The organism is Amphritea atlantica (genome assembly GCF_900111095.1).
Lineage (GTDB): Bacteria > Pseudomonadota > Gammaproteobacteria > Pseudomonadales > Balneatricaceae > Amphritea > Amphritea atlantica.
On the sequence record NZ_FOGB01000015.1, the window covers coordinates 90,502 to 111,726 of the forward strand.

Sequence of the window (21,225 nt, forward strand, 5' to 3'; positions counted from 1 at the left end):
ATTTTTTAATGGTTTAAACAGTTCTAGACGGAGTACAGTATGGCTTGGAATGAGCCTGGTGGTAACGGGAATAATCAGGACCCCTGGAATAACGGCGGTGACCGTCGCGGTGGTGGTAAAAAGGATCAGGGACCGCCTGATCTGGATGAGGCTCTGCAGAAACTGCAGGAAAAGCTGAACGGTATATTCGGTAAAGGTGGTGGCAATAAAGGCAGCGGTGGTTCCGGTTCCGGCCCTTCGGCGGGCTCTTCCGCCGGTATGCTGGTGGTGGTTGCTGTTGTGTTGCTGGTTGGCTGGGCGGCGATGGGTTTCTACACCGTGGACCAGCAGGAGCGTGGTGTTGTGTTGCGGCTGGGTAAATATCACGAAACCGTGATGCCGGGCCTGCAATGGAATCCGCCACTGATTGATGATGTTACCACTGAAAACGTGACCCGCGTCAGTGCCTATGAGCACCGTTCACTGATGCTGACTGAAGATGAAAATATCGTCGATGTCAGTATGACTGTTCAGTACGTCATCTCTGATCCGGTCAAGTATGTGCTTAAGGTTCGTGACCCTAAGTCCAGCCTGGAACATGCATCTGAATCTGCGCTGCGTCATACCGTTGGCTCCTCTGAAATGAACTCAATTCTGACCGCTGGTCGTGAGGTGCTGGGTAATGATGTGAAGGAGCGGCTGCAGAACTATATGGATGGTTATCAGACCGGTCTGCGGATTACGCAGATCAATATCAAGGAAGCGAAAGCGCCGTCCCAGGTTCAGGATGCTTTTGATGATGTGATTAAGGCCCGTGAGGATGAGCAGCGCTCTATTAACCAGTCTGAATCTTACCGTAACGGTATTGTCCCTGAGGCGCGTGGTAATGCACAGCGGATGAAAGAGGAAGCGAACGGTTATCGTGAGCGGGTTGTGGCGCAGGCTGAGGGTGATGCAAAGCGCTTTACTTCGCTGCTGACTGAATATCAGAAAGCCCCTGAGGTGACTCGTGAGCGTCTCTATCTGGATGCCATGGAATCCGTGTATGCCAGCAATGCTAAAGTGCTGGTCGATGTAGAGGGAGGGAACAATATGATGTACCTGCCTCTGGATAAGCTGACAGAGAGCCGGCCCCGTACGGCAACCGGCAGTAGTAACAGTCGTTTAAGCAGTTCTGAACTGCGGGATGTGACTAATCAGGTTATGGAACAGCTTCGTCAGCGTCAGCAATCGACATCACGGGAGGTACGCTAATGTCAGGTAAATCTATGACGGGATTGGTAATCGCGCTGTTAATTATCGTGGTTGGCTATAACTCCCTGTATATCATTAAAGAGACTGATCGGGCGGTACTGCTGAAGTTTGGTGAGATCGTTAATCCGGATATTAAGCCTGGCTTGCATATCCGCTGGCCAATTATCAATAAGGTGCGTAAGTTTGATGGTCGGGTGCAGACGCTGGATGCGCAGCCGCAGTCGTACCTGACGGTTGAGAAGAAGCGACTGATTGTTGACTCATTTATTAAGTGGCGTGTCATCGATCCGCAGAAATACTATACCGCCACCTCGGGTGACGAGTATAAAGCGGCAGAGCTGTTGTTCCCGAACGTTGATGCAGGTCTGCGGAATCAGTTTGGTGAGCGTACCCTGACCGAGGTGGTTTCCGGTGAGCGCGATGAGTTGATGCTTGAACTGGTCGACTCCCTGAGCGTTCAGACCAAGGAAGAGCTGGGTATTGAGATGATCGATATTCGCGTCAAGAAGATTGATCTGCCGCAGGAGGTGTCTGCCTCTGTTTACGAGCGGATGCGTACTGAGCGTGAACGGGAAGCCCGTGAGTTGCGTTCCCGTGGTAAAGAGCTGGCTGAGGGTATTCAGGCGGATGCCGATCGTCAGAAAGCGGTTATCGAAGCGAATGCTTATCGTGATGCGCAGCAGGTTCGTGGTGAGGGTGATGCCATGGCGGCCAAGATCTATGCTGAAGCCTACAATAAGGACCCCGAGTTTTATGCCTTTTACCGCAGTCTGAATGCGTACAAAGAGGCGTTTAATCAACAGGGCGATATTATGGTGCTCAAGCCTGACAGTGATTTCTTCCGCTATCTGGGAAATTCCAGCGGAAAGGGCAAGTGATCGCAATGCGCCGATTGTAGTATAAAAAATCCACGGAATAGGCTGCACTAACTGCCCTGTTCCGTGGTAGAATTCCGCAACCGGGTTTTGACCCGGTTTTTTTATGTGGCGGCCGTGCCGCTGTGTTGAGGTGGGTAATGCATTCTGAACTCTGGCACCAGTTACTGATCGGCTTCTGTCTGATGCTGGTGATGGAAGGGATTCTGCCTTTTCTCTATCCACAGCGCTGGCGTAATCTGGTTCATCAGCTGGCTTTGGTGAGTGACCGGGCGCTACGTATAACAGGTTTTGTAAGTATGATGGCTGGCGTCATCCTGCTTTATATATTTAACTGATCCACTGTATTTCGGAGAGTTACATGTCGTTGGCAGAACGCTGGTTGTTACCAGACGGCGTCAAAGAGGTGCTGCCGCCTCGGGCACAAAAGGTCGAGACAGCGCGGCGGCGTTTGCTGGATCTTTATGATACCTGGGGTTATGAGTTGGTGATGACCCCGCTGATTGAGCATCTGGATTCTCTGCTTGTCGGAGTGGGACGCGATCTGGAGCTGGATACCTTTAAGGTGACAGATCAGCTGACCGGACGGATGCTGGGTATTCGCGCAGATATTACTCAGCAGGTAGCCCGCATCGATGCCAACCATCTTAGCAATCAGGGGCCGGTCCGTTTCTGTTACTGCAGCACTATATTACACACTCTGCCGGCTAATCCTTTAGCGTCGCGAAACCCTTTGCAGGTGGGGGCTGAGCTGTTTGGTCACAGCGGTGTCGCCAGCGATGTGGAAATCATCTCGCTGATGGTGGAAACTCTGAATGCGATGCAGGTTAATCAGGATCTGAGTCTCGATCTGGGTCATGTAGGTATCTACCGTGGCTTGATGGGCGAGGCGGCACTGACTGCAGATCAGGAAGCTGAGTATTTTGAGTTGTTGCAACGTAAGGATCTGCCTGAGATAACGCGCTTTCTGGCGGGTTCCGGGCTTCCTGAGAGTGTTAAAACTCATCTGACTATATTGCCAACACTGCATGGCGGACGTGAAGTGCTCAACAAGGCACGCACCTGCTTTGCCGACGTTGAAATGATTAAGGATGCGCTGGATTATCTGGATGCCGTTGCAGATCAGATCACCCGGCGTTACCCCCAACTGGATCTGTATTTCGATCTGAGTGAGTTGCGGGGCTATAACTACCACACGGGTGTGGTGTTTGCTGCTTATGTTCCGGCATTCGGACAGGCGGTTGCCAAGGGTGGTCGTTATGATGAAGTGGGGCGCGATTTTGGTCGTGCCCGTCCGGCAACCGGATTCAGTGCTGATCTGAAAACTCTTGTAGAGTTATCTGCCCTGGAAGATAAGCCTGCGCGTAAAGTGGTGCGGGTTCCGGCTGTTGAAGATTCTGCAGCGCTGGATGCTGTGGCTAAGCTGAGAGCTCAGGGGGAGCGTGTTGTACCGATGCTGGATGAAACGGTTGTGGAAGATGCGCAGCAGTTTACACACCAGTTGGTGCAGCAGGATGGAACTTGGGTTCTCGAGAGCCTGTAAATTTTTGATTGATTAATCGCTAGAGACAACCAATGGGCAAAAACGTAGTTGTTTTAGGAACACAGTGGGGCGACGAAGGTAAAGGCAAAATCGTTGACCTGTTAACAGATCAGGCATCTGCCGTGGCACGCTTTCAGGGCGGGCATAACGCAGGTCACACGCTGGTAATTGATGGTGAGAAGACGGTACTGCACCTGATTCCGTCCGGTATCCTGCGTGAGAATGTACTTTGTCTGATCGGTAACGGTGTGGTGTTGTCACCGGAAGCGCTGTTGAAAGAGATTGATGAGCTGGAAGGCCGCGGTGTGCCTGTACGTGAGCGACTGCGTCTGAGTCCTGCATGTACATTGATTCTTCCATATCACATCGCACTGGATAAGGCGCGTGAGCTTGCGCGTGGTGAGGCCAAAATTGGTACCACCGGTCGGGGTATCGGCCCTGCCTATGAAGACAAAGTTGCACGTCGCGGTTTGCGCGTCGATGATCTGATGCATCCGGAGCGTTTTGCGGTGAAACTGAAAGAGGTGATGGAATATCACAACTTTATGCTGCAAAACTACTATAAAGCCGAACCGGTCAGCTATGAAGCAGTGCTGGAAGAGGGGCTGCGGATGGCTGAAGTGATGCGGCCGATGGTGGCTGATGTCACCGCTAAGCTGCATGAGTATCGCGAGCGTGGTGAAAATATCATGTTTGAAGGCGCCCAGGGCTCTCTGCTGGATATCGATCACGGTACTTATCCTTATGTAACGTCATCTAATACGACTGCGGGCGGCACCTCGACCGGTAGTGGTTTTGGTCCGCTGTATCTGGATTATGTTCTGGGTATCACTAAGGCTTATACCACCCGGGTAGGGTCTGGTCCTTTCCCAACTGAGCTGGGTTGTGCGGTAGGTGAGCGTCTGGCTGAGCGTGGTCATGAGTTCGGTGCAACCACAGGGCGTGCCCGTCGTTGCGGCTGGTTTGATGCTGTTGCACTGAAGCATGCGATTCAGATTAACTCTGTATCCGGTATCTGTCTGACTAAGCTGGATGTGTTGGATGGTCTGGAGACGATTGAGATCTGCGTCGGCTATAAAGATGCTCAGGGCAATGTGGTGACCTCGCTGAGCGGTAGTGAGGCGTATGAGGCAGTTGAGCCGGTATACGAGTCTATGCCGGGTTGGAGTGAGTCCACTCTTGGCGCGAAAACGCTGGACGAGCTGCCTGCCGCTGCGGTTGCTTATATCAAGCGTCTGGAAGAACTGACCGGTGCGCCGATTGATATTATCTCAACCGGCCCGGACCGGGTGGAGACGATTGTCCTGCGTCATCCGTTTGATGTCTGATCTGCTTTTCTGAGATTCACAGACAAAATAAGCCCGGCACTTCGCTTTGCCGGGCTTTTTTGTGTCTGATGTTATTTTTTTGAGAGTAAAAAAAACCAGGCAATGCCCGGTTTTCTGTTAGCTGCTGATGTGAAAGCTGCTTTAGTGATCCGTTTATTTCAGTTCGTCATTCAGTGCCGGGCGGATATTCTGCAACAGTGCTTTCAGAATTTTCGGATTGCCAGCGACCAGGTTGCCTGAGCTCATGAAATTGTTGTTGCCGGTAAAGTCGGATAGCAGGCCGCCTGCTTCCTGGATCATCAGGATACCCGCTTCCATCTCCCACTGGTTGAGTCCGATCTGGAAAAAGCCATCCAGTCGTCCCGCTGCTGTGTATGCCAGGTTCAGGGCAGGTGAGCCGCCGCTATAGATGCTGCCGCTTTCCAGGGTGATGTTCTTGAAGATCTGCTGGAAGCTGTCCAGGTGGGCTTTGTCACTGCTGCGGCCAAAGAAACCGCTGCCGATCAGGGAGTTGTCCAGGAGTTTTCGATTGCTGACCCGCAGACGTTTACCGTTCAGTTGCGCCCCTCTGCCCCGGCTGGCGGTGAACTCTTCACCGGTAATCGGATTGAGGATAATGGCGTGTTCAAGTTTGCCGCGCTGGTGGCAGGCGATGCTCAGAGCAAAGACTGGCAGGGCGTTGGAAAAGTTGGAAATGCTGTCGATCGGATTCACTGTCCAGATGACATCACAAACCCGGTCTTCAGGTTTGTGTGTACCGGTATATTCACAGTTGATCTGATGCTCGGGATACGCCTTATGGATCGCGTTAACGATAGTGCGTTCAGCTTGTTTGCAGGTGTCTTCGAGAAACTCGATAACACTTGATTGTTCAGATTTGATCAGATCGAGTCGTTCGACTGAACGGGTGATCTGTTCACCTGCGACGCGAGCCCCGCGCAGGGCGATATTAACCATCGGTTGCATCTGTAAATACCAGTAAGGGAAGCAAAACGCGCATTATACAAAACAGTTGTCATATAAAGAACAGTCCGGGATTAATAGTTGTAAAATATCTGATAAAATACGCCCTTTTTTTCAATGGGTGGGTTAAAGATGCTGGAAAATGTCCGAATCGTGCTGGTGAATACCACCCATCCGGGAAATATCGGCGGTGTTGCCCGGGCGATGAAAAATATGGGACTGTCTGATCTTTGCCTGGTGAAGCCGAAACTGTTCCCCCATGCTGATGCAGAAGCGCGGGCATCCGGTGCTGGTGATATTCTCACCCAGGCGAGGGTGGTTGAGAGTCTGGAAGATGCCCTGGCTGATTGCCATCTGGTGGTGGGAACCAGCGCCCGGAGTCGGACGATTCCCTGGCCTTTGGTAAATCCGCGGGAACTGGCGGCGATTGTCGCGCCTCTGCCTGAAGCGACCCGGGTTGCGATTGTCTTTGGGCGGGAAGACCGGGGGTTGACAAATGATGAGCTGCAGCGCTGTCATCAGCATGTCCATATTCCGGTAGATGAGCAGTTCAGCTCGCTCAATCTCGCCGCGGCGGTGCAGGTTATCAGTTATGAGCTGCGCATGGCGAAAGTGTTTGGTGCCGATGATGTTAAGCCGCGCTGGGGCACTGAGTGGGATGTGGAGCTGGCTGAAAACCGCGAGCTTGAGCTGTTGTTTGGCCATCTTGAGCAGACTCTGACAGAGATTGAGTTTCTCGATCCGCAAAAGCCGCGTAATCTGATGCCAAGATTGCGTCGTCTGATATTGCGGGCGGTGCCTGATAAGGTCGAGGTGAATGTGCTCAGAGGAATGTTGACGGCAGTACAAAAACGTAGCCGCCGCTAAGCATCGTGCAGAGGGTTGTTGTTGATCGGTTTATAGTTGACTATTTTAGTCGGTTTAATAGTTGACCAAAATAGTTGGTTATTGCATAATGCAATCAGCTTCGTTGAACCACGAAGAATGACGGAGAGATTGGTAATGCGATTAACAACAAAAGGCCGCTATGCGGTGACAGCAATGCTTGATCTGGCAATACATGCCGGAAAGGGACCTGTAAGTCTGGCAGATATTTCCGAGCGTCAGGGTATCTCCCTGTCCTATCTTGAGCAGTTGTTTGCCAAGCTGCGCCGCAACGAGCTGGTGCGTAGTGTACGCGGTCCTGGTGGTGGTTACCAGCTTAACCGTGAGCAACAGGATATAGATGTGGCGCAGGTGATTGACGCCGTAAATGAATCAGTTGATGCCACAGGCTGTGGTCACACCGGCAGTTGCCATGATGGTAATATCTGCCTGACCCACCATTTGTGGTGTGATCTGAGTAGTCAGATCCATGACTTTTTAAGTCAGATATCACTGGCTGATCTGATGGCAAGAAATGACGTTCGTAGTGTTGCTGAACGGCAGGAGCGCGGTCATATGGCGTCATTCGAAGATTCACTTATTTCCGCAAAAGTAACAGCCTGAGCCGCGATTCAGGTTTTGGAGAAGTATAGACAATGAAATTACCAATCTACTTTGATTATTCTGCAACTACGCCGGTAGATCCCCGGGTTGCGGACAAAATGATTGAGTGTCTCACTATGGACGGTAATTTCGGTAACCCGGCATCCCGTTCACATGTGTACGGCTGGAAAGCCGAAGAGGCTGTTGAAACGGCGCGTCGCCAGGTTGCTGATCTGCTCAATGCCGATCCCCGGGAGATCGTCTGGACCTCGGGTGCCACCGAGTCTGATAATCTGGCGATAAAAGGTGTTGCACACTTCTATCAGAAGAAGGGTAAACACATCATTACCTCCAAAATTGAGCATAAAGCGGTGCTGGATACCTGTCGTCAGTTGGAGCGTGAAGGGTTTGAAGTGACCTATCTGGACCCGGATAAAGAGGGCATTATTCAGCCGCAAGCAGTAGCTGATGCGCTGCGTGAAGACACTATTCTGGTTTCACTGATGCATGTCAATAATGAGATCGGTGTGATCAACGATATCGCGGCAATCGGTGAAATTACCCGTGCCAATGGTTTACTGCTGCATGTCGATGCGGCGCAGAGTGCCGGTAAAGTCGATATTGATGTCGAGAAGATGAAGGTTGATCTGATCTCTCTGTCTGCCCACAAGATGTATGGGCCAAAAGGGATGGGCGCGCTCTATGTTCGCCGTAAACCGCGGGTTCGTCTTGAGGCGCAGATGCATGGTGGTGGCCATGAGCGGGGCATGCGTTCGGGTACCCTGGCGACTCATCAGATCGTAGGTATGGGTGAAGCGGCGGCCATTGCCAAAGCTGAGATGCACCAGGAGAAAGAGCGGATAACCGCGTTGCGCAAGCGTTTCTGGGAGGGGCTGTCCGATATGGAGGAGATCTACCTGAACGGTTCTGAGAATCAGCGCTATATTGGCAATATGAATGTCAGTTTCAACTATGTTGAGGGTGAATCTTTGCTGATGTCGCTGAAAGATCTTGCGGTCTCTTCCGGGTCCGCTTGTACCTCTGCCAGTCTTGAGCCCTCTTATGTGCTGCGAGCTCTGGGGTTGAACGATGAGATGGCGCATAGCTCTATTCGCTTCTCGATCGGTCGTTTTACCACTGAAGAGGATATTGATCAGGCTGTCGAAGAGATTCGCACAGCGGTAGGTAAGCTCCGTGAACTTTCTCCTCTGTGGGATATGTATAAAGACGGTGTGGATTTAACCAAAGTTGAATGGGTTCACCATTAATCTTTATCAGGTGAATACTGCTTTAGGAGGTCGTTATGGCTTATAGTGAACAGGTTATCGATCATTACGAAAATCCTCGTAATGTCGGCAAAATGAATGATCAGGATGATAATATCGGTACAGGTATGGTGGGTGCACCGGCTTGTGGTGACGTTATGCGTCTGCAGATCAAGGTCAGTGATGACGGTATTATTGAAGATGCCAAGTTTAAGACCTATGGTTGTGGTTCTGCTATCGCTTCCAGCTCTCTGGTGACCGAATGGGTAAAGGGGATGACTCTGGATCAGGCTCAGGAACTGAAAAATACTAAGATTGCAGAAGAGCTGGCGCTTCCGCCGGTAAAAATCCACTGCTCAGTTTTGGCCGAAGATGCCATTAAAGCAGCGGTTGCCGACTACAAAGAGAAACAGGCGAAAAAGCAATAACAGAGCTAAGGGCTCAATGGAGAAATCGGATTCATGGCAATTACAATGACACCGGCAGCGTCTGATCATGTCAGCAAATACCTCAAAACCCGGGGGCACGGGTTTGGCATCCGTCTGGGCGTGCGGACATCGGGCTGCTCTGGTATGGCCTATGTGCTGGAGTTTGTTGATGATATTCAGGATGAAGATAAGGTGTTTGAGTCTGACGGTGTAAATGTTGTCATTGATCCGAAAAGTCTTCTCTATCTTGATGGTACTGAGCTGGACTTTGTTAAAGAGGGGTTGAATGAGGGGTTTAAATTTAATAACCCTAACGTCAAAAACGAATGCGGTTGCGGCGAAAGCTTTAATATCTGAGCCTTCCCTCTTTACGCCACTGTTATCTGAGCGCTTGTTTATTAAAGCGCTTTGATAATGTATAACACTTCTTTTTTTTTCACCTGCTGGTTAGATGATGGATATTACCCAGAACTATTTCGAATTCTTAGCTCTGCCGGTGACGTATCAACTGGACCTGCAGGCGCTGTCTGAACGCAGCCGGGAGTTGCAGAAAACCCTGCACCCGGATCGCTTTTCACACTTGTCAGACCGGGAGCGCAGGCTCTCGGTACAATATACAGCCTATCTGAATGAGGCTGTATCGACGCTGAAAAATCCTCTTTCCCGTGCGCAGTATCTGTTAAAGCTGGAAGGATTTGATACCTTCTCTGAAAGCCAGCGGCAGCTTGATCCGATGTTTCTGATGCAGCAGATGGAGCTGCGCGAATCGCTGGCAGAGATTTCGGCTACATCAGATCCTGCAGCTGAGCTGGATGCCCTGAGGGCAACGGTTGAACAGGAGCAGGCGTCTTTGCGTGAGCAGTTTGATAAATATTATCAACAATCGACACCATCATCTTTTGAGGCTGCTGCGGTCTGTGTCAGAAAGATGCAGTTTTTTGATAAGCTGGGCCGAGAAATTGAGGCTCTGGAAGATCAACTATTCGACGAATAAGCAAATACTATGGCGTTATTGCAGATTGCAGAACCGGGACAAAGTCCTGAGCCCCACAAGCGGAAGCTTGCGGTTGGCATCGATTTAGGAACAACCAACTCGCTGGTTGCCGCTGTGCGCAGTGGTGAATCAACCACGCTGCCGGATGAGGGCGGGAGTCACCTGCTCCCCTCCGTTGTGCGGTATACCGAGCAGGGTGTGGTGGTTGGTCAGGCTGCCCTGTCGAAAGCATCGGTAGACCCGTTTAACACCATTGTATCGGTTAAACGCCTGATGGGGCGCGGTGTTGATGATCTTAAAGGTCTGGAAGGTGAGGCGGTGTATCGCTTCACTGAGCACGAGGGTGGAATGCCCTATCTGCAGACAGTCGCCGGGGATAAGAGCCCGGTTGAGGTGTCTGCTGAAATTCTGAGAACACTTAAGGCGCGGGCGAGGGCTTCACTGGAAGGTGAGCTTGAAGGCGCGGTTATTACCGTTCCGGCGTATTTTGATGATGCCCAGCGGCAAGCCACTAAAGATGCGGCGCAGCTGGCGGGTATCAAGGTTCTGCGGTTGCTGAATGAGCCTACGGCGGCTGCGGTGGCCTATGGTCTGGATAAAGCTGCCGAAGGTGTGATCGCGGTCTATGATCTGGGTGGCGGAACCTTCGATATCTCTATCCTGCGTCTCAATAAAGGCGTATTCGAGGTGCTTGCCACCGGTGGTGATAGTGCGCTGGGCGGTGATGATTTTGACCTGGCGCTGGCAGGATGGTTTCTGGAGCAGCTTGGCGGTAAAGAGGTGGTTGCCGGTGAATCCCGTTATCTCACTGAAAAAGCCCGCTGGGTGAAAGAGAAGCTGACCGATAATCCGGCGGTGACTGTGGATCTGGATCATGCGGGTCAGAAGATCTCGCTGGACGTTTCGCGGACGTTGTTTGATGACCTGGTTGAGCCTCTGGTGAGTAAAACAATTCGTGCCTGCCGTCGTACGCTGAAAGATGCAGGTGTCGCTATTGGTGAGGTGCAGGATGTGGTCATGGTCGGCGGCAGCACCCGGGTGCCGGCTGTGCGTAGCCGGGTCGAAAGCTTCTTCGAGCGTGCACCGCGGATCGATATCGATCCCGACCGGGTTGTGGCCGTAGGTGCGGCGATCCAGGCTGATGTGTTGGCGGGTAACAAGCCGGACAGTGAGATGCTGCTGCTGGATGTTCTGCCGCTCTCGCTGGGACTTGAAACGATGGGCGGGCTGGCAGAAAAGGTGATTCACCGTAATACCTCGATACCGGTTGCCCGGGCGCAGGAGTTTACCACCTATCAGGATGGTCAGACGGCGATGATGATTCATGTGGTTCAGGGTGAGCGGGAGCTGGTTGATGATTGCCGCTCGCTGGCTCAGTTCGTGCTGCGGGGGATTCCTCCTATGGCGGCAGGGGCCGCTAAAATCAGAGTGGCCTTTCAGGTTGATGCGGATGGTTTGCTGGGGGTTTCAGCGAAAGAGTTATCCACCGGTGTTGAAAGTGAGATCCAGGTAAAACCCTCATACGGTCTGGATGATAATGAGATAGCAGAGATGCTGAAGGCATCCTATAGCTTTGCCGAAGATGATATGGCGCTGCGCAATCTGCGTGAACAGCAGGTCGAAGCGGATCGTCTGTTAGTGTCGCTGGAACAGGCGATGCTGACTGATGGTGAGCAGTTACTGACTCCTGAGGAGGAAGAGCATCTGCGTGAGCAGATGGCGATTCTGCAGGCGCTGCGTAACGGCTCTGATGCTTCAGCGATTGAGCAGGGTGTGAGTGTGTTATCTCAGGCCAGTGATTTTTTTGCTGCACGCCGGATGGATCAAAGTATTAAAAATGCTCTCAAAGGGCATAGTATTCAAGAGATTGAGGGAGAGTCCTGATGCCGCAAATTATTTTTCTGCCCCACGATGAACTCTGTCCGGATGGCAGAGTCATTGACGCTGAGGCGGGGGAGACTGTCTGCGATGCTGCTCTGCGGGAGGGGATTGAGATTGAGCATGCATGTGAAAAATCCTGTGCCTGCACAACCTGTCATGTCATTGTCCGGGAAGGTTTTGATTCCTTGAATGAGTCCGATGAACTTGAAGACGACATGCTGGATAAGGCCTGGGGACTGGAGCCCGAATCCCGTTTAAGCTGTCAGGCGGTGGTGGGCGATGATGATCTGGTGGTGGAGATTCCAAAATATACCATTAATCAGGTGTCTGAGCGTCATTGAGAACTGAGTTTAAGGGCTGAGTTCGGGTTGAGCGGAGGTGGTTATGAAGTGGGTAGATGTTTACGATATTGCGATAGAGCTGGATGAAAAGTATCCGGACACGGATCCTCTGACAGTCAGTTTTCCTGATCTGTATGAATGGGTGATGGCCCTGGATAGCTTCGATGATGATCCTGACCGTTGTGGCGAAAAAGTCCTGGAAGGGATTCAGATGGCCTGGATCGAAGAGCGTCAGTAGATGATATGGAAAAAGCCCGCACTTGCGGGCTTTTTCATGGCTGGAGACGCTGTTCACTCCGGATCGCATAGCGTATAATTGCGCGTTTCATTTTTCTGGCGAGTCTGCGACTTTAGTCTGCCGGCTTCAATTTGCCCTGAACTTTATACAGAGGATTAATAGCACATGGCTATCGAACGTACTTTTTCTATCATCAAGCCTGATGCAGTTGCAAAAAACGTTATCGGTAAAATCGTTTCCCGTTTTGAGTCTAACGGTCTGAAAATCGTTGAGATGCAGCTGAAACAGCTGTCCCGTGAAGAAGCTGAAGGTTTCTATGCTGAGCACAAAGAGCGTCCTTTCTTTGGTGATCTGGTTGAATTCATGACTTCCGGCCCTGTAGTTGTTCAGGTACTTGAAGGTGAAAACGCTATCGCTCTGAACCGTGAGCTGATGGGCGCAACTAATCCACAGGAAGCTGCTGAAGGCACTATCCGTCGCGATTTCGCTCAGTCTATCGATGCGAATGCGGTACATGGTTCCGATTCTCCCGCGTCTGCAGAACGCGAGATTGCTTACTTCTTCGGTAAGTAATCCCTGCGGGCCGCTGACCGGCGGCCCGTCATTTCATGAAAGTTGAGACCGCTATGACTGAATCCACCCAAAAAATTAACCTGCTCGGGTTCTCTCCCAAAAAACTGGAAGAGTTCTTTGTGAGTATTGGCGAGAAACCGTTTCGCTCAACTCAGGTGCTGAAATGGATTCATCAGTTTGGTGCCAGCAGCTTTGATGAAATGACCAATATCAGCAAGGCACTGCGACAGAAGCTGAGTGAGGTTTCTGAAATTCGTGAGCCTGAAGTGCTGGTGCAGAATATTTCCAAAGATGGCACCCGTAAATGGGTGATTCAGCTGGATGGCGGTTCCGCTGTTGAGGCGGTATTGATCCCGGAAAATGGCCGTGCCACCCTGTGTATCTCATCTCAGATCGGTTGTTCGCTGGATTGTAGTTTTTGCTCAACCGGTAAGCAGGGGTTTAACCGTAATCTCAGTGCAGCAGAGGTTATCGGTCAGGTGCGTGTGGCCATCCGTTCATTTGGTCCGTTTGATCCTAACGGCGACCGCCGGGTAACCAATGTGGTGCTGATGGGAATGGGTGAACCGCTGATGAACTTCGATAATGTGGTCGATGCGATTCAGCTGATGATGGATGATAATGCTTACGGTCTCTCCAAGCGCCGTGTTACCTTGAGCACTGCCGGTGTGGTACCGCAGATCGATAAGCTGAGTGAGGTCACCGATGTCTCTCTGGCTATTTCGTTGCATGCCCCTACCGATGAATTGCGTGATCAGTTAGTGCCGATCAATAAGCGTTATCCGATCGCCGAACTGGTTGATGCCTGCAATCGGTATATGGCAAGTTTAAAGGATAAACGGGTGATTACGGTTGAATACACCCTGATTGCCGGTGTAAATGACCACCCAAGTCAAGCAAAACAACTGGTTAAGTTGTTAAAACGTTTACCCTGCAAGTTAAACCTAATACCATTTAACCCATTTCCGAACTCAGATTATCGGCGACCCTCTGAAGATGCTATTCAGGCGTTTAAGATGATCATGGTTAAAGCGGGTATTGTTACCACGGTGCGGCGAACCCGGGGGGATGATGTGGATGCAGCCTGTGGGCAACTGGTTGGGCAGGTGATGGACCGTACCCGACGCAGCGAAAAATATATCCCTCTGAAAGATGCCAGCGGAGTGCAGCAGGAACCGCCCCGTTAATTGATACAATGTGATACTAATCTCACCAGGAGTGAATACGATTGAAAGGTTATCTGATATTACTGATTAGTCTATTGATTACCGGGTGTGCTGGGCAACAGGTTAGTACAGCAGAACAGGATTCTCCCAAAGCGGTTCAGGCGTATAATTCGCTGGGTATGCAGTATCTGCGCCGGGGCGATACCGGCAATGCCAAACTCGCTTTCCAGCGCTCCATTGAGATCGATTCTGGTTCAGCTCAGGCCTACAATGGTCTGGCAATGGTGTTTCAGCTGGAAGAGGATGCGACGCTGGCCGAAAACTATTTTAAGAAAGCGATCAAAGTCGAGCCGGACAGTGCCATGCTGCACAACAATTATGGCGCTTTTTTGTTCAGTCTTAAACGCTATCCGGAGGCTTGCAAGCAACTGGCCAGGGCCACAGAGGACCCGTTTTACAATCAGCGTAGTCAGGCGTTTGAAAATCTTGGTCGCTGTTACCTTCTGATTGATCGTCTGGATGCCGCAGAACATGCTTTTAAGCGCAGTCTGACATTAAACCCGAAGCGGCCTCTGGCCATTCTGCAACTGTGCGATGTCATGTTGCAGAAAGATGATCTTGAAGCAGCGGTGAGTCTGTTTGATCAGTACAGTGCGATGGTGGATGCAAAGCAGATCCAGCATAACGCTCAAAGTCTGTGGCTTGGGGTGCAGATCTCCCGGCTGGAGAAGAACGGCGTAGATGCTGCAACCTATGGTCTGATCCTGAAGAACCTGTTTCCGGATTCAGAAGAGTATCAGCAGTATAAGGAGTCAACTCCGTGAGTAATGAGCAGTTGCTGAATCAGGAAGCTGAAGGGCTCGAAACAGAGTTTCCGGCAGGTGAGCTTGCAGTCGCCAGAGAACAGCAGGGGCTGACCCGCAGTGATGTCGCCCGGGAGCTGAGGCTGTCAGAAAAGTATATAGACTCGCTGGAGCGGGGTGCGTTTAATGAGTTGCCCAGTATGGTGTTTGCGCGGGGTTATATTCAGTCATATACCAAGCTGCTGAAACTTGATGCTAAGCATTATCTGGACCTTTTTGATCGCCTCTATGGTCGTACCGGCGCCGGAGCTGCACCGCAGTTTCGTATTGCACCAGGGGTACAGTCTACAGCGAAGCTTGGTGACCCGGTGATCAAGTGGTCGGCCTGGATATTTGTACTGGCGATTATCGCTGCCACCGTCTGGTGGTGGAAAACCCAGCAGGGAGTTGGTCAGCCAGTATCGCAGATGCCTGCAGCACAGTCGGTGGAAGTGGAATCGGTTGATGGCAGCACACTGATCGTACCCTCGGGTATCACTGAAGAGTCGGAAGCGCAGAGTTCCGATCAGCCTGGGATTGATGCTGCTTTGCCTGACGTAGCGACTGAGGCGGGACAAGATACTGCAGCTGCGGTCACAGGTTCACCCGAAGAGGAAATGGCTCCGGAAGCGGGTGATACCTCAGAAACACTGGTTGCCGGTGATACTGCTGTTGAAGAACCGGACCCGCAGCCGGTAACTGGCAGTGATGCTTCACTGCGGATTACGTTTACCGATGAATGCTGGGTGAGTGTTGAAGATCATACCGGTAAGGTGCTGGCTATGCGGGTTAAGCCTGCTGGTAGTGAACTCAGTGTCAGTGGCGAAACGCCGATCAAACTCCTGCTTGGCAGGGTAGAGGCTGTCGGACAGGTGTTTTTCAATGGCACGCCGATAGAGTTTAACCGTGACAGCCGCTCAGGGGTGGTGCGTTTAACGCTGCCGCAATAATTGATAAAGCCATAACAGATCAGGAAAAAGACATTGGCCAAGATTAAAGCCATACGTGGAATGAATGACATCCTGCCAGACCAGACGCCGGTCTGGCATTTTCTTGAGAGCAGTGTGAAGTCGGTGCTGGGTGCTTACGGGTATTCTGAGATCCGTATGCCGATTGTAGAGCAGACCGATCTTTTTAAACGCTCCATTGGCGAAGTAACCGATATCGTAGAGAAAGAGATGTACACCTTTGAGGATCGCAATGGCGAAAGCCTGACGTTGCGACCTGAGGGGACTGCCAGCTGTGTTCGCGCTGGTGAAGAACATGGTCTGCTGTTCAATCAGGCTCAGCGCCTGTGGTATCAGGGGCCGATGTTTCGTTATGAGAAGCCGCAGAAAGGGCGTTATCGTCAGTTTCATCAGATCGGTGTCGAAACCTTTGGTATGTCGGCCGCTGATATCGATGCCGAAGTGATCATGCTTAGCTCGCGCTTGTGGAAACAACTGGGAATCATTGATTCGGTTACCCTGCAGCTGAACTCGCTGGGCAGTAATGAAGCCCGTACTGAATACAAAGCGGCACTGGTTGAGTATCTGTCCGCCCGTAAAGATCAGCTCGATGAAGATAGCCAGCGTCGTCTCAGTAGTAACCCTTTGAGAATCCTGGACAGTAAAGACCCTCAGACCCAGTCGTTGCTGGATGGTGCTCCCTCGCTGAGTGACTATCTCGATGATGAGTCACGGGAACATTTTGCAGATCTGTGTGAAATGCTTGATCAGGCAGGTATCGCCTATGAGCTGAACCCCCGTCTGGTACGGGGTCTCGATTATTACTGCAAAACCGTTTTTGAGTGGGTTACCGATAAGCTCGGCGCTCAGGGCACAGTGTGTGCCGGTGGCCGCTATGACGGTCTGGTAAAACAACTGGGTGGTCGGCCAACACCTGCCGTGGGTTTTGCAATGGGGGTTGAGCGACTCATCCTGTTATTGGAAACACTGGCGGTGATTCCAGAGGCGGTCAAACAACCCTTTGACCTTTATCTCGCAGCAGAGCATAAAGGGCTGCAGCAGTCGCTAATGGTGTTGGCTGAGCAGTTGCGGGACGAGATACCCGGCCTGAGAGTCCGGGTGCATTGCAGTGGTCTGAAAAATATCAGCAGTAAGGCCAGGCAGACGGGTGCTCCCTGGGTGGTATTGGTCCGTGAAGAAAACGGGTCTCTGCTTGCCAACCTGTGGTATAACTCTGAACCAACCTATGATGTTCAGGTCAACAACCTGAGCAGCTTGCTGCTGCAGCAACAGGCATAATAACTAAATTTTCAAAGGCGATTAGGAGCTGGCTGTGTCGGATATGCGCACTGAAGAAGAACAGGTTGAAGCGTTAAAGAACTGGTGGAAGGAAAATGGTAAATCGCTTGTATTAACCATCGCGCTGGCGCTGGCGGTTATTTTTGGCTGGAAGGCCTGGCAGAACAATCAGCGCATCACTGCTGAAAATGCCGGTGTCATGTATCAGAATCTGGTTCAGGCTGTCGCGCTGGCGAGTGCGCCTCAGGCCACCGACGATCAGCGGGCGACCGCGTCGCATCTGGCAAAATCGCTTAAAGATGAATACGGCGATACCACCTATGCGCTTTTTGGTGCGCTGTTCAGTGCCCGTCTGTATGTAGATGCCGGTGATTATGCGGCGGCACTGACTGAGCTGGACTGGGTATTGGCCCAGTCTGATGACAGCGTGATGAAAACGGTTGCGACGATGCGTAAAGCGCGGGTGATGGCGGCGATGGGTGATGCCGATAAGGCGATCGCGCTTCTTGATGGACTGGCAGAGCCCAGCTTTAGCGTCAGTGTCGCGGAACTGAAGGGTGATCTTTATCTGCAGACGGGCGAGGTTGATAAGGCGCGTGCTGCATATCAGTCCGCAGCCACTGATGCACCTCAGGGCGCACGTCCGCTTCTGACTCTGAAGCTTGATAGTCTTGCCGTAAAAGGAAGTTAACAGATGAAACAGCTATGCCGAGTTTTACTGCTGACTATCAGCATGCTGTCAATGACAGCTTGTGGCTGGTGGGGTGGCGAGGTCGAGATTGAACCGGCTGAACTGGTCGATTTTCAGGCTGAAAAAGAGGTTCAGGTCCTTTGGAGTAGCTCTGTCGGGTCGGGCCTGGGGGAGAAATTTAATAAGCTCAGCCTGGCGGTGAATGGCGAGGTTATTTATGCACTGGATGTTGACGGCAAAGTATTTGCGGTCAACCGCGGTGATGGTAAGGAGATCTGGAAAACCGATCTCGATACCCCTATTCTGGGCGGGGTTGGTGTGGGGCCAAACCACGTTGCAGTTACCACCGAGTCGGGTGAAGTTGTTATGCTGAATGCCGATGATGGGGCGGAGATGTGGCGTCAGCAGCTCAGCAGCGAGACCCTGAGTCCGGTACAGATGAACACTGACATAGCGGTTGCTCAGCTGCAGAATGGTAAACTGGTGGCTATGGATATCAGCACCGGTAAGCGTCTGTGGAGCTATGATAGTCAGATTCCACGGTTGACGCTGCGCGGTACCAGTTCACCGATTGTTGCTTCCAATGTCACAATTGCTGGATTTGCAAATGGTAAGCTGGTGGCGGTGCGCAATGATAGTGGCGCTGAGTTATGGGAGCGCCAGGTTACAGTACCCGAAGGTAAAACTGAGCTGGAACGTCTGATCGATATTGATGCCAGGCCGCTCTATATCAATGGCGTTATCTATATTGTCTCTTATCAGGGGCGTCTTGTTGCGGTGAGTGCCTCAGATGCTCAGATACTGTGGTCGCAGAAAGCTTCCAGCTATCAGAGTCTTGCGGCCGGTTTTGGCAATATTTACGTAAGTCAGGAGAATGGCTTTATAGAGGCTTTTGATCAGCGTAGCAGTGCCAGTGTATGGCGTCAGACTGCTCTGGAAAACCGTCAGACAACCGCGCCAGAGGTGCTGGGAACCACCGTTGCGGTGGGTGATTTTGATGGTTATCTGCACTTTATGTCTCAGGTTGATGGGCATTTCGTGGCCCGTTACCGGGTCGATAGTGATGGTATGCGTGGTGATATGGCCGTCGTTGATGATGTTCTCTATGTGCTGGGTAATAGTGGTCGTCTGGTGGCGCTGCAGTTAAACTAGCCACAGAATTTCTGATCGGGCGGCTATCTGTTACTCCAGGTAGCCGCCATTTTGTTTTATATGTAACGCTTTCTTAAATGTGGTAATGAAAATATGCTTCCGGTAATTGCGCTCGTCGGCCGACCCAATGTGGGCAAGTCGACACTGTTTAACAGACTGACAAAAAGTCGCGATGCGCTTGTCGCTGACTATTCGGGTCTGACTCGTGACCGGAAGTATGGCGAGGGTCGTCTGGGTGATCGTGACTATATCGTCGTGGATACCGGCGGTATCTCAGGTGATGAAGCGGGTATTGATTATAAGATGGCTGAGCAGTCGCTGCTGGCGATTGATGAAGCGGATATCGTGTTGTTCCTGGTCGATGGCCGGGCGGGACTTAATCCTGCCGATGAGATGATTGCAGACCATCTGCGCCGCTCCGAAAAAGAGTGCTATCTGATTGTTAATAAGACTGATGGCCTTGATCCAGAAGTAGCGATGGCGGATTTTCATGGCCTGGGACTGTCTGAACCCCTGCCGATAGCCGCGTCACATGGTCGGGGTGTTACCCAGTTAGTGGAATATGTTCTGGCCGAACTGCCTCTGCGGGATGAGGCGGAAGAGGAAGAAGAGCGACAGCGGCAAAAGAAGATCGCAATTATCGGGCGCCCTAATGTGGGCAAATCGACACTGGTGAACCGGATTCTGGGTGAGGATCGGGTGGTTGTATTCGATCAGGCAGGCACAACCCGGGATAGTATCTATATCCCGTTTGAAAGAGATGAAGAGGCTTATACGCTGATCGATACGGCGGGGATTCGTCGCCGAAAGAATGTGACCGAAGCGGTGGAAAAGTTCTCCATCATTAAAACATTGCGTGCAATTAACGATGCCAATGTTGTCGTGCTGGTTATCGATGCCCGCGAAGGGGTTTCAGAGCAGGACCTGCATCTGCTGGGGTACGTGCTTGATGCCGGACGATCCCTGGTGATTGCGGTCAATAAATGGGATGGTATGTCCGGCGATGAGAAAGAAGCGGTGCGTGAGCAGTTGCGCCGTCGGCTGGAATTTGTTTCTTTTGCGCGGATGCATTTTATCTCCGCCCTGCATGGCAGTGGTGTAGGCAACCTGTTCGCTTCCGTTGATGAAGCTTATGGCTTTGCTATGGCCAAGTGGGCAACCAACAAGCTGACCCGCTTGCTCGAAGATATTGTTGCAGATCATCAGCCTCCTATGGTCAATGGCAACCGGATTAAGTTGAGGTATGCTCACCAGGGTGGTTCTAACCCGCCCATCATCGTTATTCACGGCAATCAGACCCGTTCCTTGCCGGGGTCATATAAGCGTTATCTGGAAAATAAATTCACCAGCGTCCTGGGAATCAAGGGCACGCCTCTGCGTTTTGAGTTTAAGAGTAGTGAAAACCCATTCAAAGATAAGAAGAATGAACTGACCAAGCGCCAGGTGATGAAAAAACTGCGTCAGAAGATGCACAATGATAAACAGAAAAAGAAAGGTAGAAAGCGGTAAAGGCTTTGGAGTAGCTAGACGCTTCGCTTGCTAGTGGCGAGGACGGAAACTGCGTTTCCTGCTGGAAAAAGCAAAGACAAAACATAAAAACCGCCGCGAGGCGGTTTTTATGTTTAAGGGTTAAGAGATTTTATTCTACGGACTCGCGTACGAAGTGGGTTTTCACAACACTGATAAAGAAGGCTCTGCTAACCACTAGCAAGCGAAGCGTCTAGCAGCGGCGCAGCCGCGTTCTAGCCACTTGCTGTTAAAAACTCCAATACTGTTCATCAAATTGAAACTTTTTTCGCATCCCCTGTTGACTCCTCTGCCCCAGAATGTAGAATGCGCTTCCTCGCTTGAGACAGCCACCGGAAACGGTCTCTGAAACAGGTGAGGCTGTTGAGTTTAACGCCTTGATAAATCAGTGTTTACACGGTTTTTCAGGTGGCGATAAACAAAACAGGAAGTGGATCAGGCGGTTTGAAAATTTAGTTAAAATTCTCAAACA

At 51.4% G+C, this 21,225-nt stretch carries 23 protein-coding genes; 22 read left to right on the plus strand and 1 reads right to left on the minus strand.

The features are described 5' to 3' along the window. Positions 1 to 39: 39 nt before the first annotated feature. The 5 genes from hflK (at position 40) to BMY09_RS18675 (ending at position 4,979) form a co-directional block, all read left to right on the plus strand. Complete coding sequence (hflK, locus tag BMY09_RS18655; RefSeq protein WP_091361239.1) at positions 40 to 1,233, plus strand: FtsH protease activity modulator HflK; 1,194 nt, start codon at positions 40 to 42, stop codon at positions 1,231 to 1,233. After that, on the plus strand, positions 1,233 to 2,111 hold the full coding sequence (gene hflC / locus BMY09_RS18660; protein WP_091361241.1) for a protease modulator HflC: 879 nt from the start codon (positions 1,233 to 1,235) through the stop codon (positions 2,109 to 2,111). The genes hflK and hflC overlap by 1 nt, the downstream gene beginning before the upstream one ends. 137 nt (positions 2,112 to 2,248) lie before the next feature. Beyond that, the gene (locus tag BMY09_RS18665) at positions 2,249 to 2,446 is read left to right on the plus strand and encodes a DUF2065 domain-containing protein (protein WP_091361243.1); all 198 of its coding nucleotides are present in this window, start codon (positions 2,249 to 2,251) and stop codon (positions 2,444 to 2,446) included. A gap of 23 nt (positions 2,447 to 2,469) precedes the next feature. Beyond that, positions 2,470 to 3,651: an ATP phosphoribosyltransferase regulatory subunit gene (locus BMY09_RS18670; protein WP_091361246.1), complete on the plus strand. Its 1,182-nt coding sequence runs from the start codon at positions 2,470 to 2,472 to the stop codon at positions 3,649 to 3,651. A gap of 32 nt (positions 3,652 to 3,683) precedes the next feature. After that, a complete protein-coding gene (locus BMY09_RS18675) occupies positions 3,684 to 4,979 on the plus strand; it encodes an adenylosuccinate synthase (RefSeq protein WP_091361248.1) in 1,296 nt (431 codons plus the stop codon). 153 nt (positions 4,980 to 5,132) lie between these two features. On the opposite strand, the gene BMY09_RS18680 is transcribed toward BMY09_RS18675, so the two are convergent. Beyond that, positions 5,133 to 5,945, minus strand: coding sequence for an inositol monophosphatase family protein (locus BMY09_RS18680; protein ID WP_232846465.1), 813 nt, complete (start codon positions 5,943 to 5,945; stop codon positions 5,133 to 5,135). Between the two features lie 129 nt (positions 5,946 to 6,074). Between BMY09_RS18680 and BMY09_RS18685 the strand changes: the two genes are divergently transcribed. The 17 genes from BMY09_RS18685 (at position 6,075) to der (ending at position 20,735) form a co-directional block, all read left to right on the plus strand. Continuing rightward, complete coding sequence (locus BMY09_RS18685; RefSeq protein ID WP_091361250.1) at positions 6,075 to 6,809, plus strand: RNA methyltransferase; 735 nt, start codon at positions 6,075 to 6,077, stop codon at positions 6,807 to 6,809. Positions 6,810 to 6,944: 135 nt separating this feature from the next. After that, positions 6,945 to 7,430 carry a Fe-S cluster assembly transcriptional regulator IscR gene (gene iscR, locus BMY09_RS18690; RefSeq protein WP_091361252.1) on the plus strand — a complete coding sequence of 162 codons (486 nt, stop codon included), beginning with the start codon at positions 6,945 to 6,947 and terminating at the stop codon, positions 7,428 to 7,430. A gap of 32 nt (positions 7,431 to 7,462) precedes the next feature. After that, a complete protein-coding gene (locus BMY09_RS18695) occupies positions 7,463 to 8,677 on the plus strand; it encodes an IscS subfamily cysteine desulfurase (protein WP_091361255.1) in 1,215 nt (404 codons plus the stop codon). A gap of 35 nt (positions 8,678 to 8,712) precedes the next feature. After that, complete coding sequence (gene iscU, locus BMY09_RS18700; RefSeq protein ID WP_091361257.1) at positions 8,713 to 9,102, plus strand: Fe-S cluster assembly scaffold IscU; 390 nt, start codon at positions 8,713 to 8,715, stop codon at positions 9,100 to 9,102. Between the two features lie 33 nt (positions 9,103 to 9,135). Beyond that, the gene (iscA, locus tag BMY09_RS18705) at positions 9,136 to 9,459 is read left to right on the plus strand and encodes an iron-sulfur cluster assembly protein IscA (protein WP_091361260.1); all 324 of its coding nucleotides are present in this window, start codon (positions 9,136 to 9,138) and stop codon (positions 9,457 to 9,459) included. A gap of 97 nt (positions 9,460 to 9,556) precedes the next feature. Further along, positions 9,557 to 10,096 carry a Fe-S protein assembly co-chaperone HscB gene (gene hscB, locus BMY09_RS18710; RefSeq protein WP_091361263.1) on the plus strand — a complete coding sequence of 180 codons (540 nt, stop codon included), beginning with the start codon at positions 9,557 to 9,559 and terminating at the stop codon, positions 10,094 to 10,096. Between the two features lie 9 nt (positions 10,097 to 10,105). Beyond that, entirely contained in the window at positions 10,106 to 11,980 is a 1,875-nt protein-coding gene (gene hscA / locus BMY09_RS18715) for a Fe-S protein assembly chaperone HscA (protein WP_091361268.1), read from the plus strand. Further along, positions 11,980 to 12,318: an ISC system 2Fe-2S type ferredoxin gene (gene fdx, locus BMY09_RS18720; protein ID WP_091361270.1), complete on the plus strand. Its 339-nt coding sequence runs from the start codon at positions 11,980 to 11,982 to the stop codon at positions 12,316 to 12,318. The genes hscA and fdx overlap by 1 nt, the downstream gene beginning before the upstream one ends. A 43-nt stretch (positions 12,319 to 12,361) precedes the next feature. Next, positions 12,362 to 12,556 carry a Fe-S cluster assembly protein IscX gene (gene iscX / locus BMY09_RS18725; RefSeq protein WP_091361272.1) on the plus strand — a complete coding sequence of 65 codons (195 nt, stop codon included), beginning with the start codon at positions 12,362 to 12,364 and terminating at the stop codon, positions 12,554 to 12,556. A gap of 165 nt (positions 12,557 to 12,721) precedes the next feature. Continuing rightward, entirely contained in the window at positions 12,722 to 13,129 is a 408-nt protein-coding gene (ndk, locus tag BMY09_RS18730; RefSeq protein ID WP_091361275.1) for a nucleoside-diphosphate kinase, read from the plus strand. Positions 13,130 to 13,182: 53 nt separating this feature from the next. Continuing rightward, entirely contained in the window at positions 13,183 to 14,316 is a 1,134-nt protein-coding gene (gene rlmN / locus BMY09_RS18735) for a dual-specificity RNA methyltransferase RlmN (protein ID WP_091361307.1), read from the plus strand. A gap of 41 nt (positions 14,317 to 14,357) precedes the next feature. After that, positions 14,358 to 15,119: a type IV pilus biogenesis/stability protein PilW gene (gene pilW, locus BMY09_RS18740; protein WP_091361277.1), complete on the plus strand. Its 762-nt coding sequence runs from the start codon at positions 14,358 to 14,360 to the stop codon at positions 15,117 to 15,119. Continuing rightward, entirely contained in the window at positions 15,116 to 16,087 is a 972-nt protein-coding gene (locus BMY09_RS18745; protein WP_091361280.1) for a RodZ domain-containing protein, read from the plus strand. Before pilW ends, BMY09_RS18745 begins: the two co-directional genes overlap by 4 nt. A 60-nt stretch (positions 16,088 to 16,147) precedes the next feature. Next, positions 16,148 to 17,383, plus strand: a complete 1,236-nt coding sequence (gene hisS, locus BMY09_RS18750) for a histidine--tRNA ligase (RefSeq protein WP_217647476.1) — start codon at positions 16,148 to 16,150, stop codon at positions 17,381 to 17,383. A gap of 43 nt (positions 17,384 to 17,426) precedes the next feature. After that, complete coding sequence (locus tag BMY09_RS18755) at positions 17,427 to 18,074, plus strand: YfgM family protein (protein ID WP_091361286.1); 648 nt, start codon at positions 17,427 to 17,429, stop codon at positions 18,072 to 18,074. A gap of 3 nt (positions 18,075 to 18,077) precedes the next feature. Then, on the plus strand, positions 18,078 to 19,226 hold the full coding sequence (gene bamB / locus BMY09_RS18760; RefSeq protein WP_091361289.1) for an outer membrane protein assembly factor BamB: 1,149 nt from the start codon (positions 18,078 to 18,080) through the stop codon (positions 19,224 to 19,226). A 93-nt stretch (positions 19,227 to 19,319) separates the two neighbouring features. Next, positions 19,320 to 20,735, plus strand: coding sequence for a ribosome biogenesis GTPase Der (der, locus tag BMY09_RS18765; RefSeq protein WP_091361291.1), 1,416 nt, complete (start codon positions 19,320 to 19,322; stop codon positions 20,733 to 20,735). Positions 20,736 to 21,225: the final 490 nt, after the last annotated feature.

What these genes read in the sequence shown, in the direction of transcription:
- hflC (WP_091361241.1), top strand. Translation starts at nt 1,233, where the DNA reads ATGTCAGGTAAATCTATGACGGGATTGGTAATCGCGCTGTTAATTATC.
- hisS (WP_217647476.1), top strand. Translation starts at nt 16,148, where the DNA reads ATGAATGACATCCTGCCAGACCAGACGCCGGTCTGGCATTTTCTTGAG.
- BMY09_RS18755 (WP_091361286.1), top strand. Translation starts at nt 17,427, where the DNA reads ATGCGCACTGAAGAAGAACAGGTTGAAGCGTTAAAGAACTGGTGGAAG.
- BMY09_RS18680 (WP_232846465.1), bottom strand. Translation starts at nt 5,945, where the DNA reads ATGCAACCGATGGTTAATATCGCCCTGCGCGGGGCTCGCGTCGCAGGT.
- BMY09_RS18670 (WP_091361246.1), top strand. Translation starts at nt 2,470, where the DNA reads ATGTCGTTGGCAGAACGCTGGTTGTTACCAGACGGCGTCAAAGAGGTG.
- bamB (WP_091361289.1), top strand. Translation starts at nt 18,078, where the DNA reads ATGAAACAGCTATGCCGAGTTTTACTGCTGACTATCAGCATGCTGTCA.
- fdx (WP_091361270.1), top strand. Translation starts at nt 11,980, where the DNA reads ATGCCGCAAATTATTTTTCTGCCCCACGATGAACTCTGTCCGGATGGC.
- BMY09_RS18685 (WP_091361250.1), top strand. Translation starts at nt 6,075, where the DNA reads ATGCTGGAAAATGTCCGAATCGTGCTGGTGAATACCACCCATCCGGGA.
- BMY09_RS18665 (WP_091361243.1), top strand. Translation starts at nt 2,249, where the DNA reads ATGCATTCTGAACTCTGGCACCAGTTACTGATCGGCTTCTGTCTGATG.
- hscB (WP_091361263.1), top strand. Translation starts at nt 9,557, where the DNA reads ATGGATATTACCCAGAACTATTTCGAATTCTTAGCTCTGCCGGTGACG.
- rlmN (WP_091361307.1), top strand. Translation starts at nt 13,183, where the DNA reads ATGACTGAATCCACCCAAAAAATTAACCTGCTCGGGTTCTCTCCCAAA.
- iscA (WP_091361260.1), top strand. Translation starts at nt 9,136, where the DNA reads ATGGCAATTACAATGACACCGGCAGCGTCTGATCATGTCAGCAAATAC.
- iscR (WP_091361252.1), top strand. Translation starts at nt 6,945, where the DNA reads ATGCGATTAACAACAAAAGGCCGCTATGCGGTGACAGCAATGCTTGAT.
- iscX (WP_091361272.1), top strand. Translation starts at nt 12,362, where the DNA reads ATGAAGTGGGTAGATGTTTACGATATTGCGATAGAGCTGGATGAAAAG.
- iscU (WP_091361257.1), top strand. Translation starts at nt 8,713, where the DNA reads ATGGCTTATAGTGAACAGGTTATCGATCATTACGAAAATCCTCGTAAT.
- der (WP_091361291.1), top strand. Translation starts at nt 19,320, where the DNA reads ATGCTTCCGGTAATTGCGCTCGTCGGCCGACCCAATGTGGGCAAGTCG.
- hscA (WP_091361268.1), top strand. Translation starts at nt 10,106, where the DNA reads ATGGCGTTATTGCAGATTGCAGAACCGGGACAAAGTCCTGAGCCCCAC.
- BMY09_RS18695 (WP_091361255.1), top strand. Translation starts at nt 7,463, where the DNA reads ATGAAATTACCAATCTACTTTGATTATTCTGCAACTACGCCGGTAGAT.
- hflK (WP_091361239.1), top strand. Translation starts at nt 40, where the DNA reads ATGGCTTGGAATGAGCCTGGTGGTAACGGGAATAATCAGGACCCCTGG.
- BMY09_RS18675 (WP_091361248.1), top strand. Translation starts at nt 3,684, where the DNA reads ATGGGCAAAAACGTAGTTGTTTTAGGAACACAGTGGGGCGACGAAGGT.
- ndk (WP_091361275.1), top strand. Translation starts at nt 12,722, where the DNA reads ATGGCTATCGAACGTACTTTTTCTATCATCAAGCCTGATGCAGTTGCA.